Source organism: Halostagnicola larsenii XH-48 (genome assembly GCF_000517625.1).
In the GTDB taxonomy this organism is placed as follows: Archaea; Halobacteriota; Halobacteria; order Halobacteriales; family Natrialbaceae; genus Halostagnicola; species Halostagnicola larsenii.
In genome coordinates, this window is the sequence record NZ_CP007057.1 from 1 (window position 1) to 12,984 (window position 12,984).

A 12,984-nucleotide genomic window follows, 5' to 3' on the forward strand; every position below is an offset into this window, starting at 1 on the left:
ATCTCGCCGAACACGAGAGCCTAGGAACATCTTCTCCTCGAGAATAGAGTGGAATCAAAGACACACCTCTATCGAAGTGTTCTATGCAGGTGTAGCTATCGCTATCAATGTCAATTACCCTCAAACACATATGCGTCTAACAATCTAGTCAATTAGGATCGACTCCTGATGAATTTCCATGTATGCCTAGATTAGTTGGTAGTGCGTATCAGTGAGTGAAAGAAGAGTACTGGTTATATCTACTGTCGATAAAAGGAGCTTCAGGATTCCCACACACACCTCTATCGATGTGTTTTGATCAGATAGTATTCGTGATGAGTCAGACTAAGGAGCCCGTCTTGTGACAATGTCTGTGATTCAGGATACACTCGGTGAACAATCCCCCAATTCTCGCAGTCGTGTTTTTCCCTCTCAACTAGCTATTGTGAAGTCTGTGTTCTCGACGAGTAATGACAGATGAGGGTAGCGAGGGATAGGGAGCCTCGCTTGTACAAGAATTCGGTCTTGCAAATCCTGTTTTCCACCTATTCGCCTTCGATGTCGTTGGGAGGACGACTCCATTACCCACATACAGCAAAACGACTAGCAGAGACACCCCTCTATCGATGTGTTATCTCCGTTCCTATGGAGCACACGATTATACAGACTTACCCAAAGAATCGACTATAACCGAATATCGACGATAGAGGTGTTATATCACATGATATCGTGAGAGTTGTGTTTACGACTGATTTAAACCTCAAAGCCCCAGTCAACAGCTCGAGAGAGATTTGAGGAAACACATCGAACACATCGATAGAGGGGTGTGTGAGTGTTGGTCTAGAAAGCTAGAAGAAAGAAGAGAAGCTATACTGTTCTATTATCCTACGTCGACATCTCTACCTAGGGATCTCTATATTTAACCGTCTCAACGGTATTCCTGTGAACCTCACATCTGTCAGAACCCCCCTCTCTTGGATGCTCGAACACATCGATAGAGGGGTGTCTCTCTTCAGACGGGGCCGATCGTTTTTCTCGAGTTGGGTGTCACCTCGATGGGGGCGATTGTATGTCTTGAATCGCGTGGACGATCTACAGCTATAGAATACTGAGACATCGAAGCAGTACTCGTCTTCTTCCGAGGACGTTTTCGAATCGAATTTGGATTCAAATTCTTCGGACAGACACTTCGTTACCAGCGTGTCTAAGCGCCATACTCTGTTTTTGAAATCTCCATTTATTTTGGAAAATACGGGTTTAAACGCCAAATCACACATCGATAGAGGTTAACAACACTTTTGTCCCTTGCCTAACTCTACCATGCTATGGACGCCAACGATTCTGAAAGTCAACGGGATGATGGACTTTCAGATGATGCGGATGCAGAACAGTCTGATTTCCCCCCAGACACCAAAAAGTACGAACAGGATGGGGAGCAGAACGCAGATGACTTCCGCAATTTGTCTGATCAGGGGACTCCTTCCTCTCCCCCTGATGCTGAGCCAGGTACCGATCCGAAATCGATCGAAGATATGTTACTTGAATTTGACGACCAGGCGGGACTCATTCGCGACCGTTCCTTACTCGACCCCAATCACGTCGTTTCAGAAAACCGTATCGTTGGCCGTGATTCGCAACTCCAGGAAGTAACGAAAATGCTCCGTGTGGCCCTTGGCGACAACCGTCCTCCAAATCTCTTTCTCTACGGTCCATCAGGGACTGGCAAATCTCTCATCACAAAAGCTGTTTGTAAGAATATTAGCCAAATATGTGAAAAGCGTGATCTCCGATTTGGAACGATTGAGGTGAATTGCCAAGATCTCGATACTTTGGGTGTTGCTATTTACGAACTCGCATGTGAAGCAGCAACAGAAGCTAATTCCGAGGTAACAGTCCCAAAACACGGTGTTGCGACGAAAGAGAAGTGGGACGAACTCTATCGAATCATCAACGAAAACTTCGATTCCGCAGTGTTCGTTCTCGACGAACTCGACATGCTCGTTGGTCGAAGAGACAAACAGGAACCGGCCTTTTCTCGACTCCTCTATCAACTTTCTCGAGCCGGTGCAAATAATGACCTAACCGCTCACATCTCTGTTGTCGCCATTTCTAACGACACAAAAATGATGGAGTCTGTCGGTAGCCGTGCCCTGAGTTCGTTTACCCCGGAAGATGTCCATTTTGATGATTACGATGCAAATCAGCTCCAGTCAATACTTCGGCGTCGTCAAGACGCCTTCTTCGAGAACGTTGTCGATGACGATGTTATTCCACTGGTCGCAGCGTTTGCAGCACAGACACATGGCGATGCACGGAAGGCAATCGATCTGATACGAGTCGCTGGCGAACTAGCAGAACGCGAGGGCGACGATCGCGTTCGCGAGGTCCACGTTCGCGAAGCACAAAACAAAGTCGAGAAGAACCGGGTTCTCGAAGTTGTCCGGGGTATCAGTACGCAAAAGAAGCTTTGCCTGTACGCAACTGCGGCGGTCGCAAGTGAGACGGACGATGAAACCGCTCGAAGCACGACGGGCTACCGTGTCTATCAATTCCTCACGGAATCGATTGGCGCTGACCAGTACCATCAAGAAACGTATGTTAATAAAATGAAGGAGATGACAACGTACTCTCTCGTCGATTTCGAGCGCCGAAGCCACGGCCCGAGTTCTGGAATGTTTCTCGAGTTCCAGTTCGCTGAACGCCCTGAAACGATCCTCGAGACGCTTCAAGAAGATTCACGGATCGATATGGTTTCGCGCGAAGAAGTTGAGAGCGTTGTCAAGGCTCAAATCCGGTCCGATTCCTGAGACACTACTATTATTGTGCATGGCACACCTCTATCGATGTGTTCTATTCGGTCGTGCCCATCTTCCTCTCTTGTGAGCTAGACACACCTCTATCGATGTGTTTCTTCGGACCCCTTCTCTAGCCATGATGCAGTCCTCCTCGAGACGGAAACAGACTCCTGAACGTGAATTCCGTGTCGAAATACTCGAGCAGAATGGGAGCGCAACCTGACGTAACTGTGGCCCACCCAGGCATTGTGAAAGCGGTCGATGCGCATGTTGAGGGTGTGAAACCACTCAACCAGGTTTCGCTCAGCATAAACGTTTGGTCAAATTGGTTGGCAGATGCCGCCGATTTACTCCAGATGAAATGAAGCTGACTTCATACAATTATCGACCGGATGATCTTCGCTTCTGCCCGCCGAAGATGATCCCCAATCGTTCCCCGTGAAAGTCCAAGTTCGGCGGCTAAGTCGCGTTGTGTTGCACGACGAGGGATATCATAGTATCCTGCAGCAAGTGCTGTCCGGAGGATCTCTTTCTGGCGGTCGGTTAGTTGCCCCGCTGGGTCACTCATGTGTGGTTGATACTCTCCTGCGCGTTCGAGAGTCACGTCTACTTCGTCAGGGAAGCCAGCGATCAGTTGTTGGAGGGCTGCATCCTCACCGAAGAGCGTGACTTGCAGCCCCTCATCAGTCTCCCTCATCGGCCAGTCGATACTGATGGCTTCGGTGTTGATACGTTCAAGGAGGGCCGTTTCAAGCTCGTCAGGCTCGTAGCGCATATACGCCAGCCACGTCTCACCACCTGTCACGGTGCAAGTTCTGATCTTCGAAATCTCGTCTTCTATCGTTGCGAGCCGATCAGCATCACCTCTGAACCGGGCGACCCCAACAACGGTCCCATCATCAAGAAGATTGAGATACTGTATTGCTTCTTGTGTCGCTACGAGCGTGCCATCGATCCAGACCTCTCTCGGGTCGTTGACGCCTCGTTGCATCTGTTGATCGTTCTTCGATCGAATGTATTCTTCTATGGCTATGACGACAGTTATGTATCTCATTACCGTTGATGTTCACGCACTCGGTTGTCTATTCGTTCTCCCGTTTCGTATCTTAGACTGGAGAGCTACAGACGCCACCACGCAAATGTGGTAGTACAGGTAGTTATAAAGATTACGTGCATGCTCGGCGCAAACTCCGAGGATAAACGGCCCCTCTCTCCCTTTGATGGCGACTCGAAATATCCACGCGTGGAACACGAAAGCGACTGTATTGACGATCCTCGGTGCCATCGTGGCGCTTCTCGGGATGTTGTGGGTCGTTCAAGGCCTTGGAATCATCCAGATAGATCCCATTTTGTGCGTCGCAGACTGCGAACCAATCACTGGAAGATCAGTGCAGTGGACGGTCATCGGTGCGATAACATTGGCCGTAGGAATCGTCGGTGTCTGGGCGGGACTGAGGCAGAGAAACTGATAACGGTTCCTTCCCAAACTCCTCTCAGCGTGGGTTTTACCGAGAGTAAAGCAAAATCCTACAGTTTACAATATTGCTGATTCGATCGGGAAAGACCCTCGAGCAGGTACAGCAGAGTGCCGTGATATGCCTCCTCGAGACCTCCATCGAAATGAGGGATGCGAACTCGGGGAAATCTATCGCGAATAGGAGATCACTGTCCTCGAAGCAGTCGGCGATCGCCCCGCCAAGCAGCGTGGAGATACTATACGATTGTACACGTGACCAGTACGTCTCATCTCATATTGGTATAGTGACCAACATACCTAACATAGCAGATAATTACTATTTCCTCCGGCGTGTACATGATGATGTCCGATTTAAACGGGACGACGCGGCGATCAGTACTCACAACTGGAGTCACTGCTGGGTCACTCGCGATAGCAGGGTGTATGGCTGAACTGACAGGGAGCGATGGCGAGACCTACACAGTTGGCTATGGCGAGTACGAAGAAGAGGTCAACGCTTCTACGTTTCCAGATGAACTGCAGATTTACTGCGTCCAGACCGGATGGATGAACTGGGGGGCTGTTATGGAGGCGTTCGAAGCGGAGTATGACGTCTCGCTGTACGACGCACAGGGGTCTTCGGGCGAGGCGCTCGATGATATGCGCGCCAACGCTCAGAACCCGACGCACTCGGCGTACAACGGCGGCTACTCGTTCGGCCTGCAGGCGATGAACGACGATCTGACGACCGACTACAAGCCGGCCAACTGGGACGTCGTTCCCGACGATCTGAAGACCGAAAACGGCCACGTCACGGCGACGCGACAGGTGACGACTTCGGTGACCTACCGGACGGACATCTACGAGGAGCGGGGACTCGACGCCCCCGAGACCTGGGAGGACCTAAAACACCCAGATATTGCACAGGACCTTGCCTTCACGCCGCCACACACGGCGAACGGCCAGGCCTCCGCACTGTCCGTCAACCGGGCCTACGGCGGGGATCTAGACGATCTCGATCCGGTCATCGAGTACCACGAGGAGATCGCCGAGCACGGCGCGGACTTCCGGCGCAACGTCGAGGGACCGATGACGTCCGGCGAGATCTCGACGGTCGTCGAATACGACTACACTGGGTTGAACCTCAAGTACAACAACGACGAGTTCGACGAGGACCAGATCGACGTGGCGATCCTCGAGGGACCCGACGGCGAGCCGGGCGCGATGAACGTTCCCTACGGCTACGCCCTGTTGCGAAACGCACCCAATCCCGAGGCGGCGAAGCTATTCATGGATTACGTCATGACCGATGAGTGCCAGGAACTGTTCTTCGACGCCTACGTCCGTCCGATCCGGGCGAGCGAACTCGATCAGCCCGACGAGTTCCCGGACCAATCGTCCTACGAGGCCGCACAGTTTACGGTCGATCAGGAGACGCTCGTTGAGAATCAGACGGACATCCAGCAGGAGCTCGTCGATCGAACGCCACTGCAGGGGGCGCAGTGACCGCGGATGTCCGTCCGGAAATCGGCGACGGCATCGGTCCGTCGGGCCGCGGCGCTCACCTCGACGACCGTTCGGCCGACGACCGAGCGCGAACGGGAACGGCGACGGATCGTAGTCCTCTGTCTGCCCTTCTTCGCGCTCGCACTCGTCGCGGGCTTCGCCCCGTTGGTGATGCTCGTCCGGATCAGTCTCGCGGAGGATACGATCTGGATGGAGGGGTGGTCGCTCGGGGCCTGGGAGACGCTCGCGACCACCGCCGAGTACCGTTGGGTCGCCTGGAACACGCTGTGGTTCGTCGGGCTCGCGACGGCGGTCAGCGTCGCGCTCGGCGTCGCCGTCGCACACGCCCTCGAGAAGTACGACCTCCCCGCCGAGCAAGCCGTGGTCGCGGCGGTGTCGTTCCCGATCGCGCTGCCGGGGATCATCGTCGCATACCTGATAATCGTCCTACTTGGCCGGCAGGGATTGGTGACGAACGCGATCAGCGTTGCGACGGGCGGGGCGCCGCTCGAACTCGCGACCGCAACCGCGATCACCGGCCTCTTTCTCGGGTTCGTCTACTCGCTGCTCCCGCGGGCGACGATGGTGTTGCGCGGGACTTACGCGGAGATCAACACGCAGGCCGAAGAGGCAGCACGCACGCTCGGAGCGAGCCGATGGCAGACGTTCTATCACGTTACACTCCCCGAGATCCGTCCGGGGATCGTCGCATCCGTAATTCTCACGTTCCGCTCCGGGCTGGCGATCTTCGGGACCGTGTTGATCTTACAGAGCCATCAGGTTATCACGCTCCAGATACACAACGAGATGAGCGTCGGCACGTACAATCCGGACATCGCGGCTGCGATCGGGATCGTGTACGTGGTCTTCATCGTCGCGTTCACGTTCATCGGGTTGCGTTTCGTCGAGAACGATGCGGTGGAGATCTGAGATGACCGGGGCCTTGAAACCGGATGAGAACGACGACGTTCCAGCGTCGACGGCCGGATCTGGACCGGTCGATCCGCGCGCAGACGGTGGCGTTACCGAGACGGCAAGCGCTACCGAGACGGCCACCGCCGAAGCCTGGTCGCGGTCCGGAACGGCGCTGTCGACGGTGGTCGGTCGCCCGATTCTGGTCGGTATCGTCACGATCATCGTCGCGTTCCTGACCGTCCCCGTCCTCGTAACGTTCGTTTCGTCGTTCGCACAGTCGGCGACCGGCGTCGTCCCTCGAGGGTTCGTTACGTTCGAGCACTGGCGACAGGTACTCGGCTTCGGCGATCACGGCGTGCGAACGAACGCGCTCCCCGGGCTTGCGTTCAGTCTCGTGATCGCGACCGGCGGAATGGTCCTGAACGTTATAATTGGGGTCCCGGTCGCGTACGCGCTTGCACGATACGATTTTTTCGCGCGGAACTGGGTAAACACGTTCGCAATATTGCCGCTCGTTCCGGGGCTAATACTCGGAATTGCGTTCGTGCAGACCTACCCGAACCACGGGCGATCGGCGTTGGGGTTGATCGTGGGCTACTGTCTTCTCAAGTCGCCGTACATGGTCCTGACGGTCCAGAGTTCGTTTCAGTCGATGGATCTGATCCGCCTCGAGGAGAGCGCGCGGTCGCTAGGTGCATCGTGGCCGCGGACGTTTCTGACGATCATCGTTCCCCACGCCAAACGGGGGATCGTCGCCGGCTGTATCATCACCTGGACGCTCGCGGCCGCGGAGTTCAACTTCACGTACATGGTTGCGAGCGGGAGTCCGGATCCGTTCGCGATCTTCCTCTACCGGAACATCTCGAACGCGACGCACCTTCAATCGGCGGGGGCCGTATCGGTCTACTTCGTGATCGTCGTGGCCGCAATACTCGTCCTCCAACTGCTCGGCAATCGAGGATTCTCGACCGCAAAACGATGACACAGCGACACACTGACGATCGAAAACCGTATCGAATCGCTCGCCCGCTTTGGCATGTCACGGGATCGAGTCAGCCCCTTTGGTCCGGTACCGGACCAAGTCACTCACTTTGGCCCACCATGGCATCGGGAGGTGTCCGACCGTGAGCGACGTCACCCTCGAAGCGCTGACGAAAACCTACGGCGACGAGGTGGCCGTCGACGGGATCGACCTGACTATCCGGGATGGCGAGATCCTCGGAATCGTCGGTCCCTCTGGCTGCGGGAAGACGACGACGCTGCGGACCATCGCCGGCTTTGAAACGCCGACCCACGGCCGGGTGCTGTTCGATGGAGTCGACGTTACCCATGTCCCGCCGGAGGAACGAAACACCGGGTTGGTCTTTCAATCGTATGCCCTGTTCGATACCATGACCGTCCGAGAGAACGTCGCGTTCGGGCCGAAGATGCAGGGCGCCCCGAAAGACGAGCGCCGCGACCGGGCCGACGAACTGCTTGCCTTGCTCGACATCGGCGAACTGGCCGACCGCCGGCCGACGACGTTGTCGGGCGGCCAACAGCAACGCGTTGGGCTCGCTCGAGCGCTCGCGATCGAACCGCACGTACTCTTGCTCGATGAGCCGATGACTGGTCTCGACGCGGAACTGAAAACGCGCCTTCGCGAGGAAATCACCGGTCTACTTGCGGATCTCGAGGTGACCGCCCTCTACGTCACCCACGATCAGGAGGAGGCGATGGCAATGTGCGACCGGATCGCCGTCCTCAACGACGGCACTGTCGAACAGGTCGGGACGCCGGCGGAGATCTACCGCTACCCGACCAATTCCTTTGTCGCGAACTTCATCGGCAGTTCGACGTTACTCGAGGGGACTGCCGAAAACGGCCACGTCGACCTGGGATTCACGGAACTCGGACTCGAGGTGCCGACAAGTGGTACCGTCACGCTTGCAGCACGACCCAAAGCGTTTGATCTCGGAGATACGGGACCGATCAGTGCAGAGGTGACGAACGTAACCTACCTCGGTGATCGAACGCGGCTGACAGCGAGAGTACCCGATGGAACGAATGTCACACTGCACGCCGACGGCATGGAGACATACCAACCCGGAGAGACCGTCTCACTCTCGATTGATGACACCAGGATACATCTCCTCGAGTGAGTACGGCGTACAGTGTCAGCAGAACCCGAGACGTGGTTTCTAACCGCGAATGGGTTTGAAACCATGTTTGGTTCCTGCCATCGAGAGTCGAAACATCCCAATTAGTGGTTGAAAATACTATACTCACTTGGGGTTGAATTGACTAGTAACTTTATGACCTTTGAGAAACAATCTCCCTTAATGGGTTTCCAAGAGGTAATTGCACCGAAATCCATGGACCAGATCCTCTTTGTCGTTGTTCTATGGATCTTCTCGAATCTTGCCATCACAGCGGTCACCGATTCCTCTCTACTCCGGTGGGAGTTGCTCATTAGCACTGCCGGTATTTTGGCGTGGGTCCTATGGGGTGTTCAGTATCGACTTGAAAAATTTCAACAGGAACGCTACGAACGAAATCAGCGATAGTGAGTCTGCTTAGAGAACTACTATCTACTGAACCACCGAATAATTATACGAATCGTCCACCCATATTCTGCTATGAGTAGTGATCATACAACCTCCAATCGCGCGCTTCTCGAGAACGTTCTACTCCCAGTCGCAAACGAGGATGACGCAGCAACGACGGCACTGGCGCTCGAGCCGTACGATCCCGAACAGGTAACGACGCTTCACGTCGTCGAGAAAGGAGAAGGTGTTCCAGACAAAAAACCGGTCGAGCAATCGCGGGAAATCGCGGAACAATCGTTCGCCGCTGTTCGCCAAACGTTCCCCGATGCGGACGATACTACTGCGTATGCTCGAGACATCGTTGGAGCGATCTTCGAGGTGGCCGATGAGGTCGATGCGAGTGCCATCGCTTACCGCACGCGCGGTGGGAATCGACTCATGCAATTCCTTTCGGGCGATCTAACGCTCAAGCTCGTGACCAATGCGGACCGACCCGTTATCGCATTGCCAGAGCCGACATCAGACGAGTGAACAGAACAGCCGTCACTAGAAACTATTTCACCGACGCCCGAAGAGGCGGTCTCGAAGCGACCGCGACGACGGCCGTTCAGTCAAGAGCACTGATGTGTCTAAATCGTCGAGAATGTTGAACACGAGCGATCCCTCGACGATACGCGACAGGAGCCCTTGCTCTGTCGCCCCGAGGATGACGAGATCGTGATCGGCGCTTAGACGTTCGATCGTAGCCTCTGGATCGCCCGTCTCGACACGCAAATCGGCAGTCGACAACTGGTGACCATTAGCCCACTCGCGGAGGAACGCTCGCCCCTCTGCTTGTTCGCCCTCGTCGACGACATGTAACAGCGACACTTCAACGTCGTTCATGTCGGCGAGTGCGAGGGCCACCTCAGCAGAGAGGTCGGACGACGCTCCGCCAGCCGTCGGAACGAGGATACTCGACGGATCGAATTCCGCCCCCTCGAACACGAGAAAGTCACACGGCAGGTTGTGCGTCAACTCGTCGAGAGCACTTTCCGCACGGCCGCCTGTGAATCGAGCACCGCCATAGCCCATCACGACCGTATCGGCATCGTTAGACTGCGCGGCATCGTACACCTCATCGAATCCTCGATGCGAGAGGATCGTTTTCGTTTCGATTGGGACATCAAACGACGCTGCATCTCGTTTGGCAGCCTCGAGCAGAGTCTCTGAAGCGGCGTCGAGGTCTGCGCGGTTCTCCGCAGCGGCCTCGAGCGAGGTCTGATCGGGGACAGTAACGATATGAGTCGCGAGAACGCGGCCACCGCTGTATTTTGCGAGTGCACTCGCGATGCTAATCAGAGCGCTTTCGGTCCGCGGATTCGCAACTGCGACCATGATAGTCGGTCCGTTACGTCCCTTCGATTCGACTGTCTCAGCGGCACTAACGACCCGATTCGGGAGTTGGTCTCCTCGGTGGTGAATGTAATCGAAGAGAACGCCGTCTCGAGTCGTCTTGTGGCGTGCGTATACGAAGTACCAGAGAATTGCGGCTAGAACGAACGCGGCGGCCAGCGCGATTTCGTAAGTATCCATGAAGGCAACGAGCCCGAGCGAGAGAACTGCCCCGAGAATTGGCGTGATGGGATAGAACGGGACTCGGAACTCCGGATCGTACTCCGGAACGTCCGCCTCGCGAAAGATGATAAGTGCGACGTTCATCAGCGCATAGACGATCAGATGCAAGACGCTCGCCGCTTTCGCGAGGATTTCTATCTCTTGCCCGAGCAACGCGATAAAGACGATGATTAGCCCACCGGTGACGATAATTGATCGATATGGTGTCGCAAATTGGGGATGGATCTCGTTGAGCCAGTTGGTGACGATTTTGTCACGGCCCATCGCGAAATTGATACGAGCCGACGCCAGGATGGAGGCGTTCGCCGACGACGCTGTTGCCAGCAGTGCGCCAACGGTCATCACTGCCACTGCCCCGGCAGCGACTCCCCCGATTGGTCCCAGTGAGGACGGAAACGCGACTTCGGCCGCCTGAGCGACTGGGGCGTCCTGACTGAGGTCGGGCCACGGAATAACGCCAAGCATGGTCGTCACGAGCACCCCATAAATGACCGTGACGATTGCGACACTACCGATGATAGCGATTGGAAGATTTCGACCAGGATTCTGTAACTCTTCGGCGACGGTCGCGATTTTCGCATAGCCAAGGAACGAAACGAACACGAGCGCAGTCGCTGGTAGAATCGCCCCTACACCGAACGGCGCAAACCCGCCCTCAGCGAGTAAAGTTGAATAGTCGAACGAAGTAAAGCCCGCAAAAGCGAACACCGTGAGGATCGCGAGCAGCGTAAACACGATGACCGTCTGGATGCCTCCAGTTTCTTTGGCACCGATGTAGTTGATACCGACGAAAACCCCACCGGCGATGAGTGCACCCAACTGGATCGGTGTGAGAAACGCAACCCCAGGGAGCGAAACGAATTCAACGAGATACTGGCCGAATCCAATGCAGTAGAACGCAGAGGCGAATGCAAGTCCCATCCAGTCACCCATGCCAGCGATCGACCCGAACATCGGCCCGAGCGCCTTGTTAATATAGTAGTATCCGCCCCCAGCTTTTGGCATCGCAGTCCCAAGCTCAGAGACTGATAACGCGTTTACCATTGCAACCAACCCCCCAACAATGAATGAAACGACGACGATTGGCCCTGCTGTGTTGGCGGCAACACCGGGTAGAACGAAAATCCCGGCGCCGATCATCGTTCCGATACCGATAGTCATCGCAGAGATGAGGCCTAGATCTTTCGCGAGTTCCTCATCACTCTCGCCGTGGCTCATACTGGGGTATTGAATACCCTCCATATAACAACACCGATAGAATTGCGGAATCCCGAATATACAGGGCCAATAATTGCTCAATGAGTAATATACGCACCATCGTTATAAAGTATCACGCTGCTAGATAGCTGGCATGGACTATCGACTTGACGAAATTGATCGGCGCATTATTTACGAATTGATGAATGATGCCCGAAATACATCTGCACCTACTATTGCTGCAGAGGTTAATGTTTCTGCAGGAACGATCCGAAATCGAATTGCGCAACTTGAGGCGCATAGTATTATTTCTACGTATACCGCAGAGATCGATTTTGAACAAGCGGATGGTCACTTGACAAACCTCTACATTTGCAATGCACCAGTCTCCGAACGGAATGCGCTCGCACAGGAAGCCAGTGGTATTCCCGGTGTTATCAACGTTCGTCAGTTGATGACTGGTCGTCGCAATCTCCATATCATGGCGGTTGGAGAGGACACTGCACAACTGAGGCGGATCACTCGAGCACTCTCACGGCTCGGTATCGAGATCGAAGACGAGACGCTTGTGGAGTCAGAAACACATAGTCCCTATTCGGCGTTTGGCCCCGATGAAGAAGCTTCACTATCAAAAGTAACAGACATCATTAGCCTCGCTGGTGAAGCAAATGTCGTCGATATAACTGTCGAAACCGAGGCCCCGATCGTAGATCATACCCTTGAAGAGGCAGTTGAGAACGCAGTTCTTGATGCCGACTCGTTGGTTATCGCGATCGAACGCGACAATCGCGTGTTGACGCCCCATGGAACAACTGTTATTGAACCAGATGACATCGTGACCGTGCTCTCCCAGCGTGGAGACACTGATACTGTCCTTGATGCATTCACTGCTGAAGAAACGGCTCAGCGGTGACGGTTTGGCATCTATCAACTGGCAGTCGCGTCGTTCGAAAGGCTCGTGCACAGTAATGGTAAATATAAATCGAAACTG

The 12,984-nt window shown here is 54.8% G+C and carries 9 protein-coding genes and 1 pseudogene; 7 read left to right on the forward strand and 3 right to left on the reverse strand.

From position 1 onward, the window contains the following. The first annotated feature begins 1,511 nt into the window (after positions 1-1,511). On the forward strand, positions 1,512-2,786 hold the full coding sequence (locus tag HALLA_RS16405; RefSeq protein WP_157231438.1) for an orc1/cdc6 family replication initiation protein: 1,275 nt from the start codon (positions 1,512-1,514) through the stop codon (positions 2,784-2,786). Between the two features lie 89 nt (positions 2,787-2,875). Here the strand turns inward: HALLA_RS16405 and HALLA_RS21410 are convergent. Together HALLA_RS21410 and HALLA_RS16410 are read right to left on the reverse strand one after the other, a co-directional pair. Continuing rightward, positions 2,876-3,085 (reverse strand): annotated as a pseudogene (locus tag HALLA_RS21410) (hypothetical protein); the annotation flags it as partial. 62 nt (positions 3,086-3,147) lie between these two features. Continuing rightward, a complete protein-coding gene (locus tag HALLA_RS16410) occupies positions 3,148-3,828 on the reverse strand; it encodes a helix-turn-helix domain-containing protein (RefSeq protein WP_049954601.1) in 681 nt (226 codons plus the stop codon). 765 nt (positions 3,829-4,593) lie between these two features. On the opposite strand from HALLA_RS16410, the gene HALLA_RS16420 reads away from it, so the two are divergent. From HALLA_RS16420 to HALLA_RS16445, 5 genes are all read left to right on the forward strand, one after another. Further along, complete coding sequence (locus HALLA_RS16420; protein WP_049954916.1) at positions 4,594-5,736, forward strand: extracellular solute-binding protein; 1,143 nt, start codon at positions 4,594-4,596, stop codon at positions 5,734-5,736. Positions 5,737-5,742: 6 nt separating this feature from the next. Then, positions 5,743-6,666: an ABC transporter permease gene (locus HALLA_RS16425; protein ID WP_049954603.1), complete on the forward strand. Its 924-nt coding sequence runs from the start codon at positions 5,743-5,745 to the stop codon at positions 6,664-6,666. A 1-nt stretch (position 6,667) separates the two neighbouring features. After that, positions 6,668-7,633, forward strand: a complete 966-nt coding sequence (locus HALLA_RS16430; protein WP_049954604.1) for an ABC transporter permease — start codon at positions 6,668-6,670, stop codon at positions 7,631-7,633. Between the two features lie 142 nt (positions 7,634-7,775). After that, the gene (locus tag HALLA_RS16435) at positions 7,776-8,792 is read left to right on the forward strand and encodes an ABC transporter ATP-binding protein (protein ID WP_049954605.1); all 1,017 of its coding nucleotides are present in this window, start codon (positions 7,776-7,778) and stop codon (positions 8,790-8,792) included. 477 nt (positions 8,793-9,269) lie between these two features. Further along, positions 9,270-9,710, forward strand: a complete 441-nt coding sequence (locus tag HALLA_RS16445) for a universal stress protein (RefSeq protein ID WP_049954607.1) — start codon at positions 9,270-9,272, stop codon at positions 9,708-9,710. 27 nt (positions 9,711-9,737) lie between these two features. Here the strand turns inward: HALLA_RS16445 and HALLA_RS16450 are convergent, their stop codons facing one another. Continuing rightward, entirely contained in the window at positions 9,738-12,014 is a 2,277-nt protein-coding gene (locus HALLA_RS16450; RefSeq protein ID WP_049954608.1) for an amino acid permease, read from the reverse strand. Between the two features lie 133 nt (positions 12,015-12,147). Here HALLA_RS16450 and HALLA_RS16455 point away from each other — a divergent pair, with 133 nt between their 5' ends. Further along, entirely contained in the window at positions 12,148-12,906 is a 759-nt protein-coding gene (locus tag HALLA_RS16455; protein ID WP_049954609.1) for an Lrp/AsnC family transcriptional regulator, read from the forward strand. Positions 12,907-12,984 lie beyond the last annotated feature (78 nt).